Raw genomic sequence first — 24,312 nt, forward strand, 5'->3', positions numbered from 1 at the left:
ACGCCGCCGAGGGGCGAGCGCGTGGACTACTTCCGCATCCAGCTTCCGCCGGCGGGCTTGTAGTACTCGCCCGGCTTCAGCTTGGCCTGGACGACCGAGGTGTAGGCCGCGGCGCCGGCGGCTTCGACGGGCACGCCGTTCTTGGCGGCGGCCTGACGGTAGAGGGCGGCGCGGCCCTCGTTGATCTCCTGGACTGCGGCCTGCAGGGCCGTGTCGCTGGAGGGCTTCACGAAGCCCAGGAAGCCGTCGGCCTGTTCGCCAACGACGCCGGCGGTCTTCGCCGCATCGACGGCGGACTTGGCGTCCAGTGCGATCGCTGCGGCTGGCGCAAACGCCAGTGCGGCGAGCACGGCGGCGGAAATGCTGAGGTGGGTGCGCATGGGGCTTTCTCCTCCTCGCTAAAAGAGGTCGGGGTTCTTCTGGATGAGGGCTTTGACGTCCTCGTCCAGCTGGAGCCGGACGTTGGCGTCCAGCTTGGCGTAGATGGTGATCGGCGCCACCTCGACCCTTACGGTCGGCGTGCAGGCGCCGAGGCTCGTCAACCCGAAGGCGGCGAGCGCGACCAGTGCGGCTGCTCTCATGTGGCGGTGTCCATCGTCATGTCTCCAGGTTGAAGCGTCACGGCTGAACCTCACCTGAACCGTGCAGGCGGCGGAATTCGGCGTAGTCCGACAGCAGATCGTCCAGGTTCAGCGTCGTGTCGAGCGTCAGGTTCACGCCGGTGCCCGAGGGCAGGGGCAGCTTCCTGCCCATGAACCGCTTCTGGATCAGGTCCATGATGCTGAGCCTGATCTTCTGCTTCGTCGGAGGGTCGTGCTTGCCGACGATGTGGAACAGCACGCCCAGGCGTCCGTCGGGACGGCTGGCGACGGTGGCGTCCAGGGTGTCGAAGGCCAGGTTCTCCATGGCCTGGTAGGCGAAGTCGGTGAAGGTGGCGTTGGGATCATCGACCACCGCCGCCGCCGCCGGACCGGTCGCGGCGATCGCGGTGTCGGCGGTGACACCGGTGAGCGCTGTGCGGTCGATGGAAATCCGGCCAGGTTGAATGGCCTTCAGCTCGCCGGAGCCGATCCGCACACGGTCGCCCTGCGCCTCGAAGGCGATCCGGCCGCTGACCCGGGCGTCCAGGTCGACCTTGTCTCCGAACGGCGAAGCCTCGGCCAGGTCGTGCAGTTGCACGCCCTCGACCCGCAGGACCCCGCGCATCGGCGCTCCGGCGACGAGCGGCGCCTCCAGGCTCTCGATGTGGACCACCCCGCCACCGACCTGGGCCTCGCCGCCGGTCAGGGTGAATCGCTCGGCGGTCAGCGCGAAGCTGCCCTTCAGGCCGGTAAGCGGGACGATGGAGTCCAGGCTGTTCAGGGTCAGGGACTGGCCGGCCTCAGCGGTCAGCGGCGCCAGGCTGGTGAACTGGATCTCCCCGTTGAGGCCGCTGGCCCGCCCTGCGGGACTCTGGAAGGACATGTCGCGGATCGCCAGCGCGCCGCTGCTGCCCGCCCCGATCCCCGCCCAGTCGGCCCGGCCTTCGAACCGCGCCACGCCGGAGACGGGCGAACCGAGGGCGCTGGCCATGGGCGACAGGGTCGCCGGCTGCAGCCCGCCTTCGGCAAAGGTCAGGTCGCCGGTCTCCAGGGTGACGAACCCGACGCCGAGGCCGCCATCGTGCACCAGGTGAGCGCGACCAACGGCCGGGCCGCCGGGCTGGCGCACGGCCAGGTCGGCGGTCCAGACGTAGTTGGCCAACGACGCGCGGCCGCTGGCCGCCAGCGGGTTGAACCGGGTCTGCGGAGCCGTGTCCTCCAGTCGCCCGGCCGTGATGTCGACCTGCGCGGTCACCCGCCCATCGACGCCCGCCGCGGTGACGCCGCCACTGCCGCCAGTGACTTTCGCCTGCAGGAAGGGGATGGCTGCGCCCGCGGCCTCGGCCCGCCCTGTGATCCGCCAGTCGCCGCCGGTCATGGTCAGCAGCGGACCGCCCGCGGGACAGAGGCGGCCCGCGACCCGCTCCACGTCGTTGGCCCCGAACTCGAGCTTCGCAGCCGTGATCGCGGCGCACCGGGTGGCGACGAAGCTGGTTCGCCCCTGCGCGAACCGCACGCGCCCGGCGGCGTCGATCGTGGAGTCCTCGGCGAACAGGAACGACCCGCTGGCGTTCAAGGCCAGGTCCGCCGACGGCTGCGGGCCGAAGCTCACCCGCCGGATCGTGGCGTCGACCTTGGGCAGCGCGCCGCCGGCGAGGCTCAGGCGGTAGCCGTCGCCGGCCTGCGCCAGGCGCGCCTCCCCGCCGCTGTCGGGCCGCAGGCTGAGGGGCCGGTCCAGCCCGCCGACCAGCACGCCGTCGCGCAGCTCGGCGCGCCATCCCGGCGTTGCGAAGCGGAAGCTGCGCGCCGCGCGCTTGAGGGCCGCGAGCTGGGCCCCGTCGGCGGCCGCCGGTTCGCCCAGGCCCGTCCAGGCGCCCCGCCCCAGCGCGGAGCCGGTGAGGGTCAGGCTGACGTCTGTGCGGCTCGCCGACAGCGGGCCCGCCGCGGTCGCTGTCATCTTCGAGACCCGCAGCCCGCCGGCCGCGACATCGTCCGCCAGCGCCGTCACCCGCAGAGCCGCCGCCACGCGGTCGCCACCGGCTCGCGTCCAGCGCAGATTGTCGGCCACCACGGCCGCGCGCAGCCCGCCCACCGCTGCGCCGCCCAGCGCGCCGCCACCGGCCTCGATGTTCCCGGTCGCCCGGCCGGTCACTGCAAGGTCGGAAATCCAGCCGCGCGACTGGCCTACGAAGCTGGTCCGCAGCCTCGCCCGAGCGAACCTGCGGTCCCCGAGCACCGCGTCCACGGCAGACACGTTCGCGGCCGCCACGACGAGCCCGTCACCCCAGCGCTTCCCGACATCGGGATAGGGCGCCTCGAGCTTCAGGGTCAGCCCGCCCTGCTTCGCCGACAGGCCCGCAAACGCTGAGCGCGTGAGCGGCGCAGCGAGGCTTGCGGTGATGCGCCCGCGGGACGTCGTGGCGCGCAGCGCACCTTCACCCAGGCCGACGTCGAAGCCGTCGCCCTGGAGTCGCGTGGGGGCCGAGATCGCGGCGAGCGACTGCAGCCGCCCGTCGTCCACCGCGGCGTCGGCGGTCAGGCGGATCGGCCCGTAGTCGGTCGCCAGTTGCAGCACGCCGCCCTCGATCCGGATCCGCGGCTTGGCGGCGTCGGGCCGCGGCGGCCGGGCCAAGAACTCGCGGATCAGCGGGTCAAGCGAGCCGGCGGCCAGCCTCCCGCCGCGCAGCGAGGCCCGCAGCACCGGCCGCTTCAGCGTGACGGCGCGCACCTCCAGGCCGCCCAGGGTCATGCGGTAGCGCACCTCCGCCCGCTCGGCGGTGAAGTCGGGGTTCTTCGGATCGCCCAGGGTCAGGCGCGCGGTGAAGGTGGTCGGTCCCACGGCCTGCACGTCGGCCTGCGCCGCCACGCCCTTCGACTTCAGCCACCCGGTCAGCGCGTCGCGCGCCAGTCCCCGGCGGTTCAGCCACAGGAGGCTCGCCACCAGGACCAGCGCCACGCCGCCGAGCGCCAGGATGAGGCGCAGGGGACGGGTCTTGGCGGGTTTGGAATCGGGCAAGGCGGAGGGCTCGGCGGAAGCTTCGCCCTAGATAGCGCACAATGCGGCGGATCGATGCCAGGAGCCTGGTGGAGGGGGCGAGATCAGGCTCTGAACGGGTGCGCCCGCTCCACTCTCGCGCTGAGGCGAAAGTCCCCCTCCTGCTACGACTTACGGACCACGGTTCAGCGGGGATGCAGGCTCTGATGACCGATGTTCAGCTTGCCCGCACGCTGAGTTCGCCTCCTCACCCGTAGGGGGAGGGCGGCTTCAAGGCCGAGCATCGGCGATCAGCCCTTCCCCTACGGCCAATTGACTTGGGCCTGCCCGGCAAGGCCTATGGCACGCGTTTGAATTCGCGCGCCCGCCACAGCTGAACGAGCGTGACGCGCCCCACATTTCGAGGAAGCCAGATGACCGAAATCAATGCGGTGACCAAGCTCGAGCGCGATGGCGACGTGGCCGTCCTGGTGCTCAATTCGCCGCCCGTGAACGCCCTTTCGTCGAACGTGCGCCAGGGCCTGTACGACGGCTTCAAGGCGGCAGGCGCCTCGGACGCCAAGGCCATCGTGCTGATCTGCGAAGGCCGCACCTTCATCGCCGGCGCGGACATCACGGAGTTCGGAGCGCCGGGCAAGCCGACGGCCTCGCTGCTCGACGTCCAGGCCATGATGGAGGACTCGCCCAAGCCGGTGATCGCCGCGATCCATGGAACCGCCCTGGGCGGCGGCCTGGAAGTGGCGCTCTGCGCCCACTACCGCGTGGCCGTGCCCTCCGCGCGCCTGGGCCTGCCGGAAGTGGCGCTCGGCCTGCTGCCGGGCGCCGGCGGCACCCAGCGCCTGCCCCGCGTGGTCGGCGTCGAGACCGCGCTGGAGATGATGACCTCCGGCCGCCACGTGCCGGCGCCGGAAGCCCACAAGCTGGGCCTGGTCGACGAACTGGCTCCCGAAGGCAAGCTGCGCGAAGCCGCCGTCGCCTTCGCCAACAAGTGCGTGGCCGAGAACAAGCCGCTGGTGAAGATCAGCGAGAACAACACCAAGCTGCAGGCGGCCAAGGGCAAGCCGGAGATCTTCGCCGAATTCCGCAAGGCCAATGCGCGCAAGTTCCGCGGTTTCGACGCGCCGGAAGCCAACATCAAGTGCATCGAAGCGGCGGTGAACACCAACTCGTTCGAGGAGGGGCTAGCGGAGGAACGCCGGCTGTTCGGCGGGCTGATGAGCGGCGCCCAGTCGGCGGCCCAGCGCTACTATTTCTTCGCCGAGCGCCAGGCCAACAAGATCCCCGACGTGCCGGACGACACCCCGATCCGCGAGATCAAGAAGGTCGGCGTCCTGGGCGCCGGCACCATGGGCGGCGGGATCTCGATGAACTTCGCCAACATCGGCATCCCGGTGACCATCGTCGAGATGCAGAAGGACGCGCTGGACCGCGGCCTGGCGACCATCCGCAAGAACTATGAGCGCTCGCGCGGCGCCAAGCCGGAAGAGACCGAGAAGCGCATGAGCCTCCTGACCGGCTCGCTGGACATGAACGACTTCGCCGACTGCGACCTCATCATCGAGGCGGTGTACGAGCGGATGGACATCAAGAAGGATGTCTTCAAGAAGCTGGACGGAATCGCCAAGCCGGGCGCCATCCTGGCCACCAACACCAGCTACCTGAACATCGACGAGATCGCCGCCGTCACCAAGCGTCCGCAGGACGTGATCGGCATGCACTTCTTCTCGCCCGCCAACGTCATGAAGCTGTTGGAAGTGGTCCGCGGCGAGAAGACCGGCAAGGACGTCATCGCCACGGCGATGAAGCTGGCCAAGAAGATCGGCAAGGTCGCCGCCCTGGCCGGCGTCTGCCACGGCTTCATCGGCAACCGCATGCTGAGCCAGCGCCAGCGCGAGGCCCAGAAGCTGATCATGGAAGGCGCGATGCCCTGGGACGTGGACCGCGTCCTCTACGACTTCGGCTTCCCCATGGGCCCGTTCGCCATGAGCGACCTGGCCGGCCTGGACATCGGCTGGGTGAAGGAGAACTCGAAGGGCGAGACCCTGCGCGACGTGCTCTGCGAAGCCGATCGCCGCGGCCAGAAGACGGGCGCCGGCTACTACGACTACGACGAGAACCGCGTCGCCAAGCCCAGCGCCTTCACCGAGAAGGCGATCAACGACTTCATCGTCAAGTCGGGCGCCAACCCGCGCAAGATCAGCGACGAGGAGATCCTGGAGCGCTCGATCTATCCGATGATCAACGAGGGCCTGAAGATCCTGGAAGAGGGCAAGGCGATCCGGGCCAGCGACATCGACGTGGTCTGGGTCAACGGCTACGGCTGGCCGGTCTATCGCGGCGGCCCGATGTTCTACGGCGATCTGATCGGCGGCCCCGCCAAGGTGCTGGAAAAGATGAAGGCGTTCGAGGCCAAGATGGGCGACGACTTCAAGCCCGCGCCGTTGCTCGAGAAGCTGGCGGCCGAAGGCAAGAAGTTCGCCGACCTGAACAAATAGGACGCCCGCGCCCTGCCTGCCCCGCACCGGGGCGGCAGGGCCACTGGCGACTGCCGCCACGGAACATCTCGCCTGATGGCCGAAGCTCTGCAACAGTAGGCAAAAGTCTACGGGGAAACGTCATGGGTCGAATGCTGCGTTGGGCGGCGATGCTTTGCATCGCTGTGACCGTCACCGCCTGCAACAAGGGCGGCGTGGACGCCAAGCGGATCGAGGCGGCGGAGGCCGGCGAGTGGCTCACCTACGGCCGCACGTACGATGAGCAGCGGTTCAGCCCGCTCGACCAGATCAACAAGGAAACGGTTGGCCGCCTGGGCGTCGCCTGGTGGACCGGTTTCGATACCGATCGCGGCCAGGAAGCCACCCCGCTGGTGGCCGACGGCGTGCTCTACACCACCACGACGTGGTCCAAGGTCTTCGCCTTCGACGCCAAGACCGGCAAGGCGCTGTGGAGCTATGATCCGCAGGTCGACGGCGGCAAGGGCTTCAACGCCTGCTGCGACGTGGTCAACCGCGGCGTCGCGCTGTGGAAGGACAAGGTCTATGTCGGCGCCCTCGACGGCCGCCTGATCGCGCTCGACGCCAAGACCGGCAAGGTCGTCTGGTCGATCCAGACCACCGATCCCAACCAGCCCTACACGATCACCCAGGCGCCGCGCGCGGTGAAGGGCAAGATCCTCGTCGGCAACGGCGGCGCCGAGTACCCGGTGCGCGGCTACCTGTCGGCCTTCGACGCCGAGACCGGCAAGCTGGTCTGGCGCTTCCACATGACCCCGAACCCCACGGGCGCGCCGGACAACGCGGCCTCCGACAAGGTCATGAAGGAGAAGGCCAACGCCACCTGGTACGAGGGCGCCTGGAAGGACGGCGGCGGCGGCGCCACGCCGTGGGACCCCATCACCTATGACGTGAAGTCCGACCTGATCTTCGTCGGCACCGGCAACGCCGGCCCCTGGAACGGCAAGATCCGCACCGGCGGCAAGGGCGACAACCTGTTCGCCGCCTCGATCGTGGCGCTGCGCCCCGACACCGGCGAGTACGTCTGGCACTACCAGCCGACCCCACGCGACGACTGGGACTTCGACGCCACCCAGCACCTGATGGTCGCCGACCTGCCGATCGGCGGGAAGACCCAACGCGTGGTCATGCAGGCCAACAAGAACGGCTTCTACTACGTGCTGGACGCTGCGAGCGGGAAGCTGCTGGCGGCCGACGCCTACGTGAAGGTCACCTGGGCGACGGGGGTCGACATGGCCACCGGCCGGCCGATCGAGGCGCCGGGCGCGCGCTATGAGGGCGGCGCCACGCAACAGCAGACTCCGGGCGCGCTGGGCGGTCACAACTGGCAGCCGATGGCGTTCAGTCCGAAGGAGAACCTGGTCTATATCCCGGCCCAGACCCTCTACATGGACTACGCCGATCCCAAGGAATTCAAGTTCATCAAGGGCGCGTGGAACCTGGGCCTCGGCCCGTCCATCCTGGCGCCCACCAGCGTACAGCCTACGCCCTTCGGTCAGCTGATCGCCTGGGACCCGGTGGCCAAGAAGGCCCGCTGGAAGGTGGACTTCCCCGAGCCGTGGCGCTCGGGCGTCCTGGCCACCGGCGGCGGGCTGGTTTTCCACGCCGCCGGGCACAAGTTCATGGCTTTCGACGCCGCCACCGGCAAGGCGCTGTGGGAGTACGACGTCGGCGCAGGCGCCATCGCGGCGGCCTCCACCTACGCCATCGACGGCGAACAGTACGTGGCGCTGATGGTGGGCTTCGGCGGCGCCGGCGGCATGGGCGGCACCGAGCCACGCCGCAAGGGTCGCCTGCTGGTGTTCAAGCTCGACGGCAAAACGGTCCCCACGCCGTTCCCGGCCGTGGTGACCCAGGCGCCGCTGGACCTGGCCGCGGCCACGCCGTCGACCGGCGACGCCGTCAAGGGCCAGGCGCTGGCGGAGCAGTTCTGCAACACCTGCCACAACTCGGGCGGCTACCTGCCGGTCCTGGCGCGCTCGCCGGTTATCCTGGAGCCGGTCGGCTTCAAGGCGATCGTGATCGATGGGGCCAGGCAACCGCACGGCATGGCCGGCTTCCGTCGCTTCTTCGACGCCGCCGCCGCCGAGGACATCCGAGCCTTCCTGCTGGCCGAGGCGAAGAAGCCCCCGCCCAAGACGCAGGAGATGACGCACGGGCGGTAGGACGGCCTTTGGACGAGCGGCGACGCGCGGCGGAAGCTAGTCGTCGCCCTCGTCCTCGTAGCCCACCAGCGCCAGCGCGCGGGCCGGGATGTCGTGCAGGGTCGCCCAGCGGGCCAGCGCCTCCTCCCGGCCGTGGGTGATCCAGAGTTCGCCCGGGCGAAGTTCGGCCACCGTGGCGGTCAGCTCGTCCCAATCGGCGTGGTCGGAAATCACCAGCGGCAGCTCGACGCCGCGCTGGCGCGCCCGCGCCCGGATCTGCATCCACCCGGAGGCGAAGGCCCCGACCGGATCGGGGAAGCGGCGGCTCCAGCGGTCCTGCAGGGCGGAGGGCGGGGCGATGATGATGGTCCCGGCGAAGTCGGCCTTCTTGGCGGTGGTTGCGGGGGCCAGCGGACCGAGGTCGATCCCGTGGCGCTCGTAGAGGCCGTTCAGCCGCTCCAGGGCGCCATGGACGTAGATCGGCCGATCCCAGCCGGCCTCGCGCAGCAGCCGGATGATCCGCTGCGCCTTGCCGAGCGCATAGGCGCCGACCAGGTGGCTGCGCTCCGGGAACTGCGCCACCGAGCGCAACAGGCGGGCGATCTCCTCCTTGTCGTCCGGGTGGCGGAAGACCGGCAGGGCGAAGGTGGCCTCGGAGATGAACACGTCGCAGGGCACGGGCTCGAAGGGCGGGCAGGTGGGATCGCGGCGGCGCTTGTAGTCGCCGGAAACCACCATGGTGAGGCCCTTCCAGCGCACGACCACCTGGGCCGAGCCCAGCACGTGGCCGGCCGGAACCAGCGTCACCTCGACGCCGTCGCGCGGGACGTTCTCGCCATAGGCCGCGGCCTGCGCCGACGCCGCGAAGTCCAGGCCGTAGCGTTCGCCCATGATGTCCAGGGTCTCAGGTGTCGCCAGCACCGCCCCGTGGCCGGCGCGGGCGTGGTCGGCGTGGCCGTGGGTGATCACCGCGCGGGGAACCGGCCGCGTGGGGTCGATGTAGAAGTCGCCGGGGGCGCAGTAGAGGCCCTCGGGCTTGGGGCAGAGCAGGTCCTGGGGCCGGATCATCGCCCTTCAATGTAGGGGGTCGCAGAAGGCTCCGCCCGCGATGGTTTCAGTTTGACTTCCCCCGAGCGGCAGGCTCCTACCGGGGTCATGGCCGACAGCTACGACACCGCCCCGCTCGCCGCGCGCATGACAGAGTTCGTACCGCACGCAGCCGGGGTCGGCATGACCCTGGTCTCCGTCGGCGACGGCCGTGGGGTCATGCGGGTGGAGTGGCGCGAGGATCTGGTCGGCGATCCCGACACCGGGGTGATCGCGTCGGGCGTGGTGACCGCGCTCATCGACCACACCTGCGGCCTGGCGATCAACGCCGTGTTCGACGCCCCGTCGCCGATCGCCACCCTGGACCTGCGGATCGACTACCTGCGTCCCGCCGCGCCGCGCACCGGGGTTACCTGCGAGGCCTTCGGCTACAAGACCACCCGCTCCATCGGCTTCGTCCGCGCCGAGGCCTGGGATGTGGACAAGGGCGACCTGATCGCCACGGCGCAGGCCGCCTTCATGCTCAATCCGCGGAGCTAGCGGCATGGACGCCATCGCCATCCAGAGCCTGGACGCGTTCCTGCAGCGGGTGCCCTACGTGCGCTACCTGGGCATGCGGGTCGAGTTGGCCGGCGACGAGATGACCGCCGTGCTGCCGTTCGCCGACCACCTGATCGGCAATCCGGTGCTGCCGGCGCTGCACGGCGGGGTGATCGGCGCGTTCCTGGAGATGACGGCGCTGGCCCAGCTGGCGCTGGCCCAGCCAGCCCGCCGCGTGCCCAAGACCATCGACATCACCATCGAATACCTACGGCCCGCCCGCCCGCAGGAGACCTACGCCCGCGCCATCCTGCGCAAGGTGGGCCGCCGCGTCGCCAATGTTCAGGTGGAGGCGTGGCAGGACAGCCGGTCCTCCCCCGTCGCGGGGATGACCGGCCACTTCCTGCTGCGAACCGACCGCTAGCGTTCGGTCACTGGCCCTTGTCGCGGCTGGCGACGACCTGGCCGGGAAGGATGACGCCGGCGCTGCCCAGCCCGGCGGCCCCCAAGGTCTTGGGCTCGACCAGCGGAAGATACTGACCGAAGCGGACCGTGACCTGTTTGCCGTCGCGCGCCACGAGACCGCTCACGGTCCCCTCGACCCGCAGGGCCGGCGCCGCGAACCGCTGCGCCACGTCGGCGGGCAGCGCCAGAAGGCCGAACTCGGCCGCCGTGACGGTGATGCGGGTCTTCCTGGCCGTGCTCTCGAGGCCCGACCACGTCTGCGTCAACAACGGCTCGAAGGCCTGCTCGATCGTGATCAATCGAACGTCCTTCGCCGCTTCGAAGCCGCGGTGGACGTGGAAGAACCGGGCGATCACGCCGTCCGCGCCCCTGTCGTCCGGGTCGAAGTGGACGTTGGTCTTCGCGCCGGCCCCGATCAGAGGGATGCCTTCCACCGCGTAGGCGAACTGCACCGTGGCCCGCCCGGCGCCGGATTCCAGCTCCTTGCCGGACTCGTCTAGCCGGGCCCATTGCCCGAGCACCACGCCGACCTGTGCCGGCTTCTCCGCCAGCCCGCTGGCGTCCAGCAGCCCTTGCGCACGCGTCTGCAGCAGCTTGGCCGCCTTCGGGCCCAGGCCGTAGACAACGCCGTCCTTCGTCCGCTCCTGGACGACATCGGCCCAGGTGCGGCGCTCATCGGCGAAGCGCGAGAGTTGGTCGGTGTTGCGCCCGCGCACGGCGCCGCTGGCGGCAAACACTTCGACCTGGCCACTGGGCCGCCGACCGCAAAGCCGTGCGGCACGTCGGCGGAGCCGGCGACCTTGATGCCGAGGGACTTGGCCAGCCCCTCCATGGCGCGCGTTCGGTCCCGCAGGCAGGGCGGGGGCAGCACGGCGACCATCCCGGTCTTCGGGAGGTCGAGCTTGGCTTTCAGATCAATTGCCGAGAAATCGACGGCCATCACATATCCTCCTTCAGCAGGTTCCGCTGGCGGTCCAGAAGGACCGGTTGGTCACCGGATCGGTGAGTTCGGCTTCACGCAGCCGTTCGTTGTAGGTCGGGGCGTTTGGGGCTTCGGCGCGCAGGTAGGCCCACCTGACGTTGCTGCCTTCGACGATCTCGTTCGCCTCGGCCCAGGCCTCGCGCACCGGCATGTCGATGCGGAAGAGGAAGGCCAGTGGCCAGTAGAAGTAGTAGGCCGCGTATCGCGCGAACCACTCGCCGCGGGAGTTCTGGCCGCCGCCCGAGTAGGAGCTGTTGAAGAAGCCGAGCATGTAGTGCAGCCGGCTGAAGGCGGGGATCCACCGGCCGACCGAATTGCTCGCGGTATGCTCGAGCAGGTCGCAGGCGTGGGTCGCGAAGATCTCCAGATCGCTCTTGCCGAAGTCGATGGCCTCGGACGCGTTGACCCGTCCGCCCCACACCAGAAACTCGTTGGGATTTCCGTGTGAGGACATCTGCATCGCATCGACGTTGTCGGACCGCTGCGTGGCGCCCGTGGTCGTGACGAAGTCGCTTTCAAGAACGCCCGAGTCGCCGTGGTTCTCGGTCCAGTCGAACTGAGACAGTCCGCCGAGGGTAGATGCGAACCCCTCTGCTTCGAGACGGCGTCCATCGATGCCGTCCTTGATCCACCAGGATCCTACTCGCTTGGCCATCCAAGGGCCTCCTTGCTGACGACGATCGGCCTCCCGTCTGACCAACCTATGGTTACAGGTCGCCACGCTCCCGACAGCGTCACGGTTGTACTACGGGCCGTCAAAGTCCGGGGACGCGCGCCAGGAGCGCCGCGCCACTCTGCGGAATCGCTGAACGGTCTCAGGTCCTGGCTCGGCCCGCCCGGAGCGAGGGGGTCTACTTCGACCCGCCCTTGTCCTTCTGCACCTGGGCCAGCGCCGCCTGCGCCGCGGCGATGGCGGCGGGGTCGTTGCGGTTGCGGGCGGTGATCAACTGGCCGGTGGCCTCCATCTCCCGCACAGGGATCAGGTGGCTGTCGTCGGCGCGGACGAAGGGCTTGGTCTGAATCTTCTCGAGAATTGCGGCCTGGCGGCGGGCCTCAGGGCTGTCGCCGACGCCGTAGCTGAAGATGAAGGCCTCGACCTTGCTGCGCAGCGCCGGATCCAGGTCCTTGCGCACGATCAGCGGATCCTCCGGGATGCGGGGCGAGCGCCAGACGATGTCGACGCCGTCGAGCGTCTTCCTGGCGATCTGAGTGTCCAGCAGCTTCAACCGGTCCATCGATGCGGTGTTGTTGGTCGCCGCATCCACCAGGCCACCCGCGACCGCGAACAGGTTCGCCTCATGGTTGGCGGATCGCACGGTCTTGAAGCAGCGGTTCGGGTCGATGTTGCGCGGCGCGAAGAGGAAGGTCATGGGCGCCAGCGTGCCGGACGTTGACTTGGCGTCGCCCATCCCGAAAGCCAGCGTCCGGTCGCACGCGAGGATCTTCTCCAGCGTCAGGCCGGAACCCTTCCTGACCAGGACCACGGCCTCGTAGCCGTCGACACCGCTGGGGTTCACCGAGCGGGCGAAGACCTCGCCGCCGGCCCGACGCACCGCCTCCAGGCCCGACTGGTTGGTGAACCAGCCGAGGTCAGTCTGCTTGAACCGCATCGCTTCGATGAGGGACGTGTAGTTCGACGCGTAGAAGGCCTTCACCGGCAGGCCGACGGCCTTTTCCATGTCGGCCAGGAACGGGGCCCAGTCCTTCTCGGCGCTGGACTGGCTTTCGGCCGACAGGATGGAGAAGACGAGCTCGGTCTTGGCGGGCGGCGATGCCGGCTTGCCGCAGCCGGCGAACAGCGCGGCGGCGGCGAGGGCCATTGCGAAACGTCGGTTCATCTTCGCTCTCACGCCGTTTTCAGGCCCGGCTCGCCGGCTTCGACAACGAACCTTGCCAGGTCCGTCACGGGCGAGCCCGCGACCAAGGCGTCGGCCACGGCGCGGAAGGTGACCCGGCAGGCCTTGGGCGTGATCTCGACGCGGCCGTACCCGCGCTGTTCGCCGTCGCCGAACTTCAGGCTGGGATTGGCCGCAACCAGTCGGTGGATATCCGAATTGGCGCGGCCCAGCGAACTGATCGATCCGCCGACGAACTCGCTGGCCACCGGCTTGCCCCCGGGCCGGGCCGCCAACTCTCCAGCGAAGAAGCAGTGAATGTCGCCGCCCAGCACCAGCGGGTTGGAAACCGCAGCGTCCTGCCAGGCCTGGATCAGGCGCTGGCGGGTGGCGGGGTAGCCGCTCCAGCCGTCGTTGCTGAGCTTGCCGGGCGCGGTGAACACCTCTTCCAGCAGGTACTGCTGGGCCAGCACGTTCCAGTTGGCGCGTGAGCCGCGCAACGCATCCTGCAGCCAGGTCTCCTGGCCCCGGCCAAGCAGAGAGCGCGACGGATCCAGCCGTTCGGGACAGTCATACGGGATGAGCTTGCCGTCGGAGACCGCGTCGCAGGTCCGGCGGTTGCGGTGCTGTCGCGTGTCGAGAAACTGGAACGCGGCGAGGTCCCCCCAGGCCAGCGACCGGTGGAGCAGCATGTCCGGGCCCACCGGCTTCTGCGTTCGTCGCAGCGGCATGTTCTCGTAGTAGGCCTGATAGGCGGCCGCGCGCCGCTTCAGGAACCGAGCGGGATCCGGATTGGTGCGGTCCTGATCCGCGCCGTAGTCGTTGACCACCTCGTGGTCGTCCCAGATGACCATCCAGGGCGCGCAGGCGTGGGCGGCCTGCAGGTTGAGGTCGGCCTTGTACCAGGCGTAGCGGTGGCGATAGCCCGCCAAGTCCAGAGGTTCGGCCGCCGGATGCGCCCGCGGGCCCTTTCCCGTGTGGGCTTCCTCGTAGATGTAGTCGCCCAGGAACAGCACCAGGTCGAGGTCGTCCTTCGCCAGCGCCGCGTGGGCGGTGTAGTGACCGGCCGAGTATTTCTGGCAGGAGCCATACGCGAGCCTGAGCCGCTGGACCGACGCCCCGGCCGCTGGCGCGGTGCGGGTGCGGCCGATCGGGCTCGCGTGGCCCAGGGCCGTGAAACGGTACCAGTACTCGCGGTCCGGTTTGAGGCCGGCGACTTCCACATGCACCGAGTGGCCGGCGTCGACGACGGCTATCGCCCGCCCACGCGCCGCGGTGCGCTTCAGCTGCGGGTCCTCGGCGATCTCCCACGACACCGCCACCGGCGCGGACGTCATCCCTGCGCCCATGTCATGGGGCTGCGGCGCCAGGCGGGTCCAAAGCACCATGCCGTCGGGGGCGGGCTCGCCGGAGGCGACGCCCAGCCGGAACGGGTCGTCCGGCGTGCGCGTCCGGGCCGCGGCGGAGGTCCAGGCCGCCGGCGTCAGCGCCGCGCCGGCGAGCGCTGCGGCCTGGGCCAGAAGCAACCTGCGTGACGGCATCGCGACTCCCTCGAGCTCCCACGAGCTTAGCCCTTCGGCCGCCCGTGGTAAGGGCCATCGATGACAGCTGCGCGGCGATAGCGCTTGAGGCCGAGCCGTTTGGACGTTAGGCCGCCCGCCATGTTGCACGGCCCGAACCTACAGGGACTGTCCCACCAGGCGCGCGAGGCGAAGAGCTGGCCGTTCGAGCAGGCGCGCCTGCTGCTGGATCGGGTTGCGCGCCTCCGCCTCTCCGACGCCGAGCGCGACCTGGCGGCGGCGCTGTTCGCGCAGGGCGAGTTCGAGGAGGCGGTCCGCACCCTGCCGGCGCTGGCCAGGCCGGTGGTCTTCCAGTGCGGCTACGGCGCCTCGGGTCTGCCGCACCTCGGCACCTTCGGCGAGGCCACGCGGCCCACGATCGTGAGGAACGCCTTCCGCGCGCTGACCGAGGACGCGATCCCCACGCAGCTCATCGTGTTCTCAGACGACATGGATGGGTTCCGCAAGATCCCGGACAACGTGCCCAACCGCGAGATGCTGGAGGAGGATCGCGACAAGCCGGTCACCTCGGTGCGCGATCCGTTCGGCGAGTACGAGAGCTTCGGAGCGCACAACAACGCCCGGCTGCGCGCATTCCTGGATGGCTTCGGGTTCGAGTACACGTTCATGAGCTCGACCGAGACCTACAGGTCCGGTCGGCTAGACGAGGTGCTGCTACGGATCCTGGCGCGGTTCGACAAGGTCCAGGCGATCATGCTGCCGACGCTGGGCGAGGAGCGCCGGGCGACCTATTCGCCGTTCCTGCCGATCAGCCCCAAGTCGGGCCGGGTGCTGCAGGTCCCCACACTGGAGCGCGATGTCGCGAAGGGCACGATCACCTTCCGCGACGAGGACGGTGAGCTGACCGAAGTCCCCGTGACCGGCGGAGCCGTGAAGCTGCAGTGGCGGCCCGACTGGGCGGCGCGGTGGACGGCGCTTGAGGTCGACTTCGAAGCCTCTGGCAAGGACCTCGTCGACAGCGTGCGGGTTTCCGACAAGGTCTGCCGGGCGCTGGGCGGTGAGCCGCCGCAGGCGTTCCACTTCGAGCTGTTCATGGACGAGCAGAACCAGAAGATCTCCAAGTCCAAGGGCAACGGCCTGACCATGGAGGAATGGCTGCGCTACGGCACGCCCGAGAGCCTGACCTACTACATGTACCAGTCGCCGAAGTCGGCGAAGCGGCTCTATTTCGACGTCATCCCCAAGGCGACGGACGAGTACCTGCAGCAACTGGACGCACTGAACCGCAAGAAGGCCGAGGGGGACAACGCGGCGCAACTGGACAACCCGGCGTGGCACGTCCACCGGGGCGATCCGCCGGCGAAGGGCTCGCCGGTGAGCTTCTCGCTACTCCTGAACCTGGTGTCGGCCGCCGACGCCTCGACCAAGGACCTGCTGTGGGCCTTCATCGGCCGCTACCTGCCGGCCGCCACGCCGGAGACGGATCCGCTGCTGGACCGGCTCGCCGGCTATGCGATCAACTACTACGAGGACTTCGTGAAGCCGACGAAGCGCTTCCGCGCCCCCACCGCGCAGGAGCGGGCGGCGATGGAGGACCTCGTGGCGCGGCTGAGGGCACTGCCCGCCGGGGCCGACGCCGAGGCGATCCAGAACGAGGTCTTCGAGGTCGGCAAAGCGGCCGGTTTCGAGCCGCTCAGGCTATGGTTCACCGCGCTCTATGAGGTGCTGCTGGGCCAGACCCAAGGGCCGCGGTTCGGCTCGTTCGTGGCCATCTTCGGTGTCGACCGCACGGTAGGCCTGATCCAGCGCGCGCTGGCCGGAGAGTTGGTCGCGGCCTGATCCGCGCGCCGTTCTGCGCGCCTGTGTCGCGGGGGCGTTATCAATTTGCTGGTGAGTAGGCGACCAAGCTCCGTCCCGAGATGGAGTTTCCCCGTGTCCGAAGCCGAGCGTCTGCACAACCTCGCCTCCTTTGAGATCCTGGACAGCGGCCCGGAGGAGGCGTTCGACCGCCTCACGCGCCTGGCCGCGGAGATCTTCGACGCCCCGATTTCACGCATCACCTTCGTCGACGCCGACGAGCGGGAGTGGATCAAGTCCCGCGTGGGCTTTCCGACCGCCTCGGTGATACGCGACGGCGGCTTCTGCGCCCGGGCCATCGGCCTGCCGGCCGGCTCCGTCCTGGTCGTCGATCGCCCCGAGGAGGACGAACGCCACCGGGACAACCCCCTGGTCGCCCAGGAGCCTGGGGTGCGCTTCTACGCCGGCGCGGTGCTGACCAGCCCCGACGGCCACAACCTGGGAACCCTGTCGATCATGGACGACCGGAGGCGGCCTCCCCTCGGCGCCGCCGAGATCGGGCGCCTGCGAACCCTGGCCCAGGTGTGCGTCGACGCACTGGAACTGCGCCGCGTCAGCCGCCGGGCCTCCGAGGGCCAGCGTGCACTAGAGTTGGTGGAGCGCCTTGCCGTCGCCGGTCGCCTGGCCGGAACCGCCTGGCCAGCGCCGGTGGGTCGGGTTCGCCGGGTCAGCTGACAGGTTCTGCGCGAACTATCGCCGCATTCTGGGAAGAGGTTGCCACCGTCGCGCCTTATCGACGTGACGCACCCTCAATCAAACGTTTGTTCACCCCAGAGTGAACGCCGGTGTCCCTTGACGTAAACGGAAGCCTGGCTCTACCTTGGTTATCAACGATAACACGAGGGAAGGAGCGCAAGATGCCCATGGACCTTCGCCGCCCGGCGCGGACGTACACGATCCGCCAGCTGTGCCTCGAATTCAAATGCACCCCGCGCGCGCTGCGCTTCTATGAGGACAAGGGCCTGCTCAATCCCGCCCGCGACGGGATGAACCGGGTCTATTCGTATCGAGACCGCGGCCGGCTGGTTCTGATCCTGCGCGGCAAGCGGGTGGGCCTGAGCCTGGCCGAGATCGGCGAGATCCTCGACCTCTACGAGGCCGACGACACCGGCGCGGTCCAGGCCGCCAAGAGCCTGCGCAAGTTCAAGGAGCGCGTCGTCGCCCTCGAGCAGCAGAAGAAGGACATCGACGACGCCATCAGTCAGCTCCAGCGCGGCATCGCCGCCATGGAAACGCGGCTGGCCGAGACCCGTCCCGACCTGCTCCCCCGCGCCGACGCCTACGACCAGACCATGCGCCGCCAGCTGGATGGCGTGGAAGCGTAGTTCCCCGGCGAGGGCCGAGCACCCATGACCTACCAGGCCCCCGTGCGGGACTATGTCTTCCTGCTGCGCGACGTGCTGCAGCTGGAGCGCTACGCCAACCTGCCGGCCTTCGCCGACGCGTCGATGGACACCGTCGAGGCGATCCTGGAGGAGGCCGGCAAGTTCACCGCCGAGGTGCTGGCGCCGCTCAACGGCGTCGGCGACAAGGAAGGGTGCACCTGGAACCCGGACTTCTCGGTCACCACGCCCAAGGGCTTCAAGGCGGCCTATGAGCAGATGGTGGCGGCCGGCTGGCCGTCGCTCGGCTCCGATCCGGCGTTCGGCGGCCAGGGCCTGCCGCACGTGGTCAACGTGGCGTTCTCGGAGATGAGCTCCTCGGCGAACATGGCCTTCACCATGTACCCGGGCCTGACGCACGGCTGCTATTCGGCGATCCACTTCGGCGGGTCCGACGAGCAGAAGGCGCTCTATCTGCCCAAGCTGGCCTCGTTCCAATGGGCCGGGACGATGAACCTGACCGAGCCGCAGTGCGGCACCGACCTGGGGCTGCTGCGCACCAAGGCGGTCCCGCAGGCCGACGGGACCTACAAGATCTCCGGGCAGAAGATCTGGATTTCCGGCGGTGAGCAGGATCTGACCGAGAACATCGTGCACCTGGTGCTGGCCCGCATCGAGGGCGCGCCTGCGGGCACCCGTGGCATCAGCCTGTTCATCGTGCCCAAGTTCCTGCCCGACGCCGACGGCAATCCGGGCGCGCGCAATTCGGTGAAATGCCTGGGCCTCGAAGAGAAGATGGGCATCCACGGCAACGCCACCTGCGTGATCAGCCACGAGGAGGCCACCGGCTGGCTGATCGGCGAGGAGAACCGTGGCCTGTCGATCATGTTCGTGATGATGAACGAGGCCCGCCTGGGCGTCGGCATCCAGGGCATCTCCCAGGCCGAAGCCGCCTACCAGGCCGCCGCCACGTTCGCGAAGGACCGGCTGCAGGGCCGCTCGCTCACCGGACCGAAGTACGCGGACGGGCCCGCCGATCCGATCATCGTCCATCCCGACGTGCGCCGCATGCTGATGGACGCCCGCGCCATCATCGAGGGCGGCCGCGCCTTCATGACCTGGACCGCCCTGCACGGCGACCTGGCGCACGCGAGCCCCGACGAGGCGGTGCAGCAGAAGGGGCGCGACTACATGGCCCTGATGACCCCGGTGGTGAAGGCGTTCCTCACCGACCGCGGCTTCAACGTCTGTTCCGACGCCATGCAGGTGCATGGCGGGAGCGGCTTCACCGAGCACTTCCCGGCGAGCCAGTACCTGCGCGACGTGCGCATCGCGCTGATCTACGAGGGCACGAACGGGGTGCAGGCGCTGGACCTGGTGGGCCGCAAGCTGGCCGCCGACGGCGGGCGCGGGGTGATGAGCTTCTTCGCCGAGCTTGACGCCTTCGTCGATGCGGAGACTTCCAAGGGCATGGCTCCATTCGTGACCGGCCTCGCCAAGGCCAAGGCGGAGCTGCAGGAGGCCACCATGTGGCTGATGCAGAACGGCCTGGCCAACCCCGACAACGCCGGCGCGGCCTCCACCGACTACCTGCAGCTCTTCGGCCTGACGGCGCTGGCCTACATGTGGGCGCTGCAGGCCAAGGCGGCGCTGGCCCGCATCGCCGCCGGCGAGACCGACCCGTTCTACGAGACCAAGCTCACCATCGGCCGCTACTACGTGGAACGCGTGCTCCCGGAGACCAGCAGCCGGCTTGCGAAACTGAAGACCGGCTCCGATCTCCTGATGAAGCTGCCGGCCGCGGCGTTCTAGGAATCCCTGATGGCGGAGTATCGCGCCTCGATCGATTGGACCTTGGAACCCGGCGGCGATTTCACCAAGGGCCGCTACAGCCGGGCCCACACGGTGAAATTCGCGGAGCACACCGTCCCGGGCACGGCCTCGCGCCACGTGGTCGGCAAGTGGGCCGCGCCGGGCGCGGTCGACCCGGAAGAGATGCTCGTCGCCTCCATCTCCACCTGCCACATGCTGACCTTCCTGCACGTGGCGCGGCTGAAGGGGTTCGTGATCACGCACTACCGGGATGAGCCGGTGGGCGTCATGGAGAAGGACGCCGAGGGCCGCATGGCGGTGACCCGCGTCACCTTGCGGCCCGAGATCACCTATGAAGGCCCCCGGCCAGGCGAAGCCGAGCGCGACGCGCTGCACCACGAGGCCCACGAAGAGTGCTTCATCGCCAACTCGGTGAAGACCGTGGTGAAGGTGGAGGAGGCGACGGCCGCCGCCTGAGAACGGCCGCAGTTAAGCCTGAGTCTGCATCCCGACAGTCGGTGGCGCGTTGTAAGCGCCGGACGGACGTGGATGGAACCTGAAACGCCATGAAGAAGACACTCGCCTGTACGGCCCTCGCGGCCCTCCTCGCCCTGCCAATGGCTTCGATCGCCACGGATGCGGATGCCGCGTCCTGCCGCAATCGCAAGGTCAACGGGACCATCATCGGCGGCGTGGGCGGCGCCCTGCTTGGCGGCGCCGTGACCAGTGGCTCCACCGGCCCGGTGGTCGGCGGCCTCGGCGGCGCGGTGCTCGGTCACGAGATCGGTCGCAGCGGCTGCCGCAAGCGGACGGCCTACTATGCGCCGCGGAATTCGTCGTCCCGCTCTTCCTACCGCGCCGAGACGCCGAAGCCGGTCCGCAAGGTCTACTACGACCAGTACGGCAACGTCGTCTCCTCCGAGCCGGTGTACTCGCGCCGATGAGATACGCCCCAGCCGCCCTCCTCTGTCTCGCCGCGCTGAGCCTCGGCGCGTGCGAGCGGGGCCCGCAGAGCATGGCCTCCAACGGCAAGATCTGCATCGACTTCAAGCAGGCGAAGGCGCCGGTCTCCGGCGCGCCAGGCGCCGACGGCGCAGCGGCCGTGGACCTGTGTGTCCAGCGCTGGGCCTACAGCCTCGCGTCGTCCCGCGATGACGCCGAGACGGTGGCGCAGGCCACGGCGATCGCCTGCCAGACCCAGCTGGCGCGCTGGAACCAGGCGTCCCTGAACCAGCCCGGAGCCGACGGCGAGGCCGCCAGTCTTATCACCGGCCAGCCGACTTCGCCCCTGGCGGAGCACAACGCCTTCAGCCACTCGCGGGCGCTGTTCTATGTGGTGCAGGCCCGCGCCGGGAATTGCGCCCCGCCGGCTGTCGTCAACGGCGTGCCGGAGGGCGTGAGCTAACCCCCCCCCCAGTTCCTTGTTTGTTCTTGAACGCCTCGCCAAGCTCTGCCATGGATCGCCGGAAGAGGTGCGAGGTCGGCGATGGGCTTCTCTGTTTCCTGGATGGCAGTCCAAGGGTGTGACGTGGCGCACGCTGCGGAAGTCTTGGGCCTGGAACTGGACGGCGATGCGCCGCGGGACACCCCGCAAGGCGATTGCGTCGGGCAACTGCCAGGTGGTTGGGTGCTGGCCTGGACCGAGGACTTTGACGCGCTGCGCAAGGGCCGGTTCGCACCCTTGCTGAAGTTCGGACCGGCGGTCGGCTGTGCGGTCGATGAACATGTGATGGTCCAGGAGGCGCGCGGCTACCGGGACGGCGCGGAGGTGTGGCGGATCACTCACGATCCGAACGAGGACGAGGGCGTCTACAGCCTCGATGTCGCCGGCGAGCCACCTGCCAATTTCGCCGCCCTCCGGAGCGCGGCGATCAAGGCCCAGGACGCGGAGGGCGGCGAGGACGCGCAGGTCGACCTCATCAGCGACGTACCCCTCGATGTCGCGAGGTCGATCTGCGGCTTCAAGCACGACGAAGCCCCGCCGGAGGGGACAACCTTCATGGGCCTCCGCAGGGCCCGCAAGCCTGGCGCCGCCAGGCCCGGCTTCTTCGCTCGTCTATTCGGAGCCCGCTGAGGCGTCACGGAGGAGGTCGACCAGCCGCGCGTCGAGACTCGCCGCGTCTTTCAGCTCGCACTCCCATACCGTCTCCACCCGCCAGCCCGCGGCCTCCAGGGCTGCGCGGCTCCTGGCGTCGCGTGCGATGTTCTTCGCCACCTTGCCGACCCAGTAGTCGCGGTTCTGCTTCGGCACCCGGGCGCCCCGCGCGCAGTCGTGCCCGTGCCAGAAACAGCCGTGGACGAAGATCGCCAGCCGCCGGCCCGGCAGCACGATGTCCGGCTTCCCCGGCAGGTCGGCGCGGTGCAGGCGATAGCGCGCGCCGAGTCTGGTCAGCACCTTGCGAACCACCAGCTCCGGCGTGGTGTCGCGCCCCTTTACCCGGCGCATGACGGCGGAGCGCTTCTCAGGGCTGTAGACGTCGCTCACGGGCGCAGGTCCGGCGGTGTTCGGTCCAGGCGGAAGGTCCCGGTCAGCACGTGTGCGGCGATGCGGTCGAGGCCAGGCGCCTGCGAGAGCGGGGCGAACAGGGTGTTGCGCACGAAAGGCCCCCATGGCCCGGCCGACTGGAAAAGCGGCGTCAGCGTGCGGGAGAACAGCTGGTAAGGTCCGGTCTGACGCCGACGTGCCCGCTGGTAGCGCGGGAGGTCGGCTGGCGAGGCGACACGCGCCGCCAGTTCCACGGCGTCGATCAGGCCGAGGTTGGCGCCCTGTCCCAGCTGGGGACTTGTCCCATGCGCCGCATCGCCGATCAGGACGAAGGCGCCGGCCGACCAGCGGCCGACGCTCACATCCCGATAGATGGCGCGGCTGAACGCCCGCGGCCCGCCGAACTGAGCGACGAGGGGCTCGATTTCGGGCCACACCCCCAGCACGCGGCTCTTCCAGACCGCGAAGTCACCGGTGAAGAAGCTATCCATGTCCGCGACCGGCAGGGACCAGAAGACGCTGACCAGGTCGGCGTCCGAGCCGGGCGCCCGCCCGATCGGCAGCACGCCTGCCATCATTGAAGCGAGGTGGTAGCGCTGTCGCAGCGCGCCGGCGAAGCCCTCGTCCACGACCACTGCGTTGGCCCAGACCGCTCCCCATGGATAGACCGGCGCCCTCGACCGCGGCCTTAGCCGGCTGCGGAGCTCCGACGCCGAGCCGTCGGCGACCACGACGAGGTCGAACGGTCCGTGCGACCGCCCAGCCGCGTCGGTGAGGGTCGGCCGCTCCAAATTATCGAAACTCGTGACCCTGGCCCCAGTACAGACCTCTATCCCAGCCCGTTCGACTGCGCCGAACAACACGCCAAAGAGCGCCGCCCGATGCACCCCCAGCCCGAATGCTCCTCCTCGCCAGGTAGCATAGGCCATCCGCATCATCGCGCGGCCGGCCAAGTCGAAGCCTTCCAGCCTTTCGATCCGGGCGCCCCTGGCCAGCATCTCATCGGCGAGTCCAAGCACCCGCAGCGCCGCCAATCCGGAAGGCTGGAGCAGCAGGCCCGACCCCAAAGGCTGCGGCGCGTCGAAGGCCTCCAGGATCACGACCTCGTGCCCACGCCGGCCGAGCGCCAGCGCCGCCGCCAACCCCGCGACGCCGCAACCGACGACCGCGACCTTCATAGGCGCGGCGTCACAGCCCGTCGAACAAGCCCGTGGAGATGTAGCGTTCGGCGAAGCTTGGGATGATGGCCACGATCAGCTTGCCGGCCATCTCGTCGCGGCTGGCCAGGTCGAAGGCGGCGGTCAGGGCGGCGCCGGAGGAGATGCCGACCGGGATGCCTTCCTCGCGCGCCACGCGCCGGGCCATGGCGAAGCTGTCGTCGTTGGTCACCTGGATGATCTCGTCGATCACCCCGCGCTCCAGGATCGAGGGCACGAAGCCGGCCCCGATGCCCTGGATCGGGTGTGGGCCGGGGGGGCCGCCGGAGAGCACGGCGGAGTTCTGCGGCTCCACCGCAACCATCCGCACCGAGGGCTTCCTGGCCTTCAGCACCTGACCGATGCCGGTGATCGAACCGCCGGTTCCGACGCCAGAGATGACAGCGTCAACGCGGCCGTCGGTGTCGTTCCAGATCTCCTCGGCGGTGGAGACGCGGTGGACCAGCGGGTTGGCGATGTTGTCGAACTGTTGCGGCATCACCGAGCCGGGGGTGGCCTCGACGATCTCGCGGGCGCGGGCGACGGCGCCGGCCATGCCCTTCTCGCGCGGGGTGAGCTCCAGCCGGGCGCCAAGGATCAGCAGCATCTTGCGCCGCTCGATCGACATGCTCTCGGGCATCACCAGGATGCATTTGTAGCCCTTGGCCGCGCAGACGAAGGCCAGCGCGATGCCGGTGTTGCCCGAGGTCGGCTCGACCACCGTGCCACCCGGCTGCAGCAGGCCCTTGGCCTCCAGGTATTCGACCATCGCCACGCCGATGCGGTCCTTCACCGAGCCCAGCGGGTTGAAGAACTCCAGCTTGGCGACCACTTCGCCGCGGGGCTTCAGGGCCGCGGTCAGGCGCGGCAGGCGCACCAGCGGCGTGTCGCCGATCAGGTCGAGCACGGAGTCGAAGATCTTGCCCCGGCCCGAGCGGCGATAGCGGGCGGCGTCGTAGGCGTTGTCGGCGGTGGCGTCCATGGCGGTCTCTTCGGGCTGGCCTTCGGCTGCGACCCT

General features: G+C 69.4%; 23 protein-coding genes. 12 read left to right on the top strand and 11 right to left on the bottom strand.

Annotated elements, in window-relative coordinates; all coding sequences use genetic code 11:
- Window positions 1-26 precede the first annotated feature (26 nt).
- From QZV94_RS01210 to QZV94_RS01220, 3 genes are read right to left on the bottom strand one after another with little or no spacing between them, the layout of a single operon-like run.
- Window positions 27-380, bottom strand: coding sequence for a YdbL family protein (locus QZV94_RS01210; RefSeq protein ID WP_293676012.1), 354 nt, complete (start codon window positions 378-380; stop codon window positions 27-29).
- An 18-nt stretch (window positions 381-398) separates the two neighbouring features.
- Window positions 399-581, bottom strand: a complete 183-nt coding sequence (locus tag QZV94_RS01215; protein ID WP_293675970.1) for a YnbE family lipoprotein — start codon at window positions 579-581, stop codon at window positions 399-401.
- Window positions 582-618: 37 nt separating this feature from the next.
- Complete coding sequence (locus tag QZV94_RS01220) at window positions 619-3,597, bottom strand: YdbH domain-containing protein (RefSeq protein WP_293675971.1); 2,979 nt, start codon at window positions 3,595-3,597, stop codon at window positions 619-621.
- Window positions 3,598-3,989: 392 nt separating this feature from the next.
- On the opposite strand from QZV94_RS01220, the gene QZV94_RS01225 reads away from it, so the two are divergent.
- The gene (locus QZV94_RS01225; protein WP_293675972.1) at window positions 3,990-6,071 is read left to right on the top strand and encodes a 3-hydroxyacyl-CoA dehydrogenase NAD-binding domain-containing protein; all 2,082 of its coding nucleotides are present in this window, start codon (window positions 3,990-3,992) and stop codon (window positions 6,069-6,071) included.
- A gap of 122 nt (window positions 6,072-6,193) precedes the next feature.
- On the top strand, window positions 6,194-8,254 hold the full coding sequence (locus QZV94_RS01230) for a PQQ-dependent dehydrogenase, methanol/ethanol family (protein WP_293675973.1): 2,061 nt from the start codon (window positions 6,194-6,196) through the stop codon (window positions 8,252-8,254).
- Window positions 8,255-8,290: 36 nt separating this feature from the next.
- Here QZV94_RS01230 and QZV94_RS01235 read toward each other — a convergent pair whose 3' ends face one another.
- A complete protein-coding gene (locus QZV94_RS01235) occupies window positions 8,291-9,301 on the bottom strand; it encodes a ligase-associated DNA damage response exonuclease (RefSeq protein WP_293675974.1) in 1,011 nt (336 codons plus the stop codon).
- Window positions 9,302-9,388: 87 nt separating this feature from the next.
- On the opposite strand from QZV94_RS01235, the gene QZV94_RS01240 reads away from it, so the two are divergent.
- Both QZV94_RS01240 and QZV94_RS01245 read left to right on the top strand, forming a co-directional pair.
- Window positions 9,389-9,820, top strand: a complete 432-nt coding sequence (locus tag QZV94_RS01240; protein WP_293675975.1) for a PaaI family thioesterase — start codon at window positions 9,389-9,391, stop codon at window positions 9,818-9,820.
- Window positions 9,821-9,824: 4 nt separating this feature from the next.
- A complete protein-coding gene (locus tag QZV94_RS01245) occupies window positions 9,825-10,244 on the top strand; it encodes a PaaI family thioesterase (protein WP_293675976.1) in 420 nt (139 codons plus the stop codon).
- Window positions 10,245-10,251: 7 nt separating this feature from the next.
- Here QZV94_RS01245 and QZV94_RS01250 read toward each other — a convergent pair whose 3' ends face one another.
- The 4 genes from QZV94_RS01250 to QZV94_RS01265 form a co-directional block, all read right to left on the bottom strand.
- Window positions 10,252-11,022 carry a hypothetical protein gene (locus QZV94_RS01250; RefSeq protein WP_293675977.1) on the bottom strand — a complete coding sequence of 257 codons (771 nt, stop codon included), beginning with the start codon at window positions 11,020-11,022 and terminating at the stop codon, window positions 10,252-10,254.
- A 216-nt stretch (window positions 11,023-11,238) separates the two neighbouring features.
- Complete coding sequence (locus QZV94_RS01255) at window positions 11,239-11,922, bottom strand: DUF6345 domain-containing protein (protein WP_293675978.1); 684 nt, start codon at window positions 11,920-11,922, stop codon at window positions 11,239-11,241.
- A gap of 196 nt (window positions 11,923-12,118) precedes the next feature.
- Window positions 12,119-13,105 (bottom strand): phosphate/phosphite/phosphonate ABC transporter substrate-binding protein, encoded by a 987-nt coding sequence (phnD, locus tag QZV94_RS01260; RefSeq protein ID WP_293675979.1) that lies wholly within the window; start codon window positions 13,103-13,105, stop codon window positions 12,119-12,121.
- Window positions 13,106-13,113: 8 nt separating this feature from the next.
- Complete coding sequence (locus tag QZV94_RS01265; RefSeq protein WP_293675980.1) at window positions 13,114-14,643, bottom strand: alkaline phosphatase D family protein; 1,530 nt, start codon at window positions 14,641-14,643, stop codon at window positions 13,114-13,116.
- A gap of 120 nt (window positions 14,644-14,763) precedes the next feature.
- On the opposite strand from QZV94_RS01265, the gene QZV94_RS01270 reads away from it, so the two are divergent.
- The 8 genes from QZV94_RS01270 to QZV94_RS01305 all read left to right on the top strand — a co-directional run bounded on the left by QZV94_RS01270 (window position 14,764) and on the right by QZV94_RS01305 (window position 21,687).
- Window positions 14,764-16,461 carry a lysine--tRNA ligase gene (locus QZV94_RS01270; RefSeq protein WP_293675981.1) on the top strand — a complete coding sequence of 566 codons (1,698 nt, stop codon included), beginning with the start codon at window positions 14,764-14,766 and terminating at the stop codon, window positions 16,459-16,461.
- Between the two features lie 93 nt (window positions 16,462-16,554).
- The gene (locus QZV94_RS01275; protein WP_293675982.1) at window positions 16,555-17,154 is read left to right on the top strand and encodes a GAF domain-containing protein; all 600 of its coding nucleotides are present in this window, start codon (window positions 16,555-16,557) and stop codon (window positions 17,152-17,154) included.
- Window positions 17,155-17,336: 182 nt separating this feature from the next.
- Window positions 17,337-17,804 carry a MerR family DNA-binding transcriptional regulator gene (locus tag QZV94_RS01280; protein ID WP_293675983.1) on the top strand — a complete coding sequence of 156 codons (468 nt, stop codon included), beginning with the start codon at window positions 17,337-17,339 and terminating at the stop codon, window positions 17,802-17,804.
- A 24-nt stretch (window positions 17,805-17,828) separates the two neighbouring features.
- On the top strand, window positions 17,829-19,613 hold the full coding sequence (locus QZV94_RS01285) for an acyl-CoA dehydrogenase C-terminal domain-containing protein (RefSeq protein WP_293675984.1): 1,785 nt from the start codon (window positions 17,829-17,831) through the stop codon (window positions 19,611-19,613).
- A gap of 9 nt (window positions 19,614-19,622) precedes the next feature.
- Entirely contained in the window at window positions 19,623-20,090 is a 468-nt protein-coding gene (locus QZV94_RS01290) for an OsmC family protein (RefSeq protein ID WP_293675985.1), read from the top strand.
- Between the two features lie 89 nt (window positions 20,091-20,179).
- Window positions 20,180-20,557, top strand: coding sequence for a hypothetical protein (locus QZV94_RS01295; protein WP_293675986.1), 378 nt, complete (start codon window positions 20,180-20,182; stop codon window positions 20,555-20,557).
- Window positions 20,554-21,018 carry a hypothetical protein gene (locus tag QZV94_RS01300; protein WP_293675987.1) on the top strand — a complete coding sequence of 155 codons (465 nt, stop codon included), beginning with the start codon at window positions 20,554-20,556 and terminating at the stop codon, window positions 21,016-21,018. Before QZV94_RS01295 ends, QZV94_RS01300 begins: the two co-directional genes overlap by 4 nt.
- Before the next feature lie 123 nt (window positions 21,019-21,141).
- Entirely contained in the window at window positions 21,142-21,687 is a 546-nt protein-coding gene (locus QZV94_RS01305) for a hypothetical protein (RefSeq protein WP_293675988.1), read from the top strand.
- Here the strand turns inward: QZV94_RS01305 and QZV94_RS01310 are convergent.
- Genes QZV94_RS01310 through cysK form a run of 3 tightly spaced genes read right to left on the bottom strand, consistent with a single transcriptional unit; the run spans window position 21,670 to window position 24,276 of the window.
- Complete coding sequence (locus QZV94_RS01310; RefSeq protein WP_293675989.1) at window positions 21,670-22,098, bottom strand: very short patch repair endonuclease; 429 nt, start codon at window positions 22,096-22,098, stop codon at window positions 21,670-21,672. The genes QZV94_RS01305 and QZV94_RS01310 overlap by 18 nt on opposite strands.
- On the bottom strand, window positions 22,095-23,276 hold the full coding sequence (locus tag QZV94_RS01315) for an NAD(P)/FAD-dependent oxidoreductase (protein ID WP_293675990.1): 1,182 nt from the start codon (window positions 23,274-23,276) through the stop codon (window positions 22,095-22,097). Before QZV94_RS01315 ends, QZV94_RS01310 begins: the two co-directional genes overlap by 4 nt.
- A 10-nt stretch (window positions 23,277-23,286) precedes the next feature.
- Window positions 23,287-24,276 carry a cysteine synthase A gene (gene cysK, locus QZV94_RS01320; protein WP_293675991.1) on the bottom strand — a complete coding sequence of 330 codons (990 nt, stop codon included), beginning with the start codon at window positions 24,274-24,276 and terminating at the stop codon, window positions 23,287-23,289.
- Between the last annotated feature and the right edge of the window lie 36 nt (window positions 24,277-24,312).

It is taken from the genome of uncultured Phenylobacterium sp. (genome assembly GCF_902826855.1).
Taxonomy (GTDB): domain Bacteria; phylum Pseudomonadota; class Alphaproteobacteria; order Caulobacterales; family Caulobacteraceae; genus Phenylobacterium.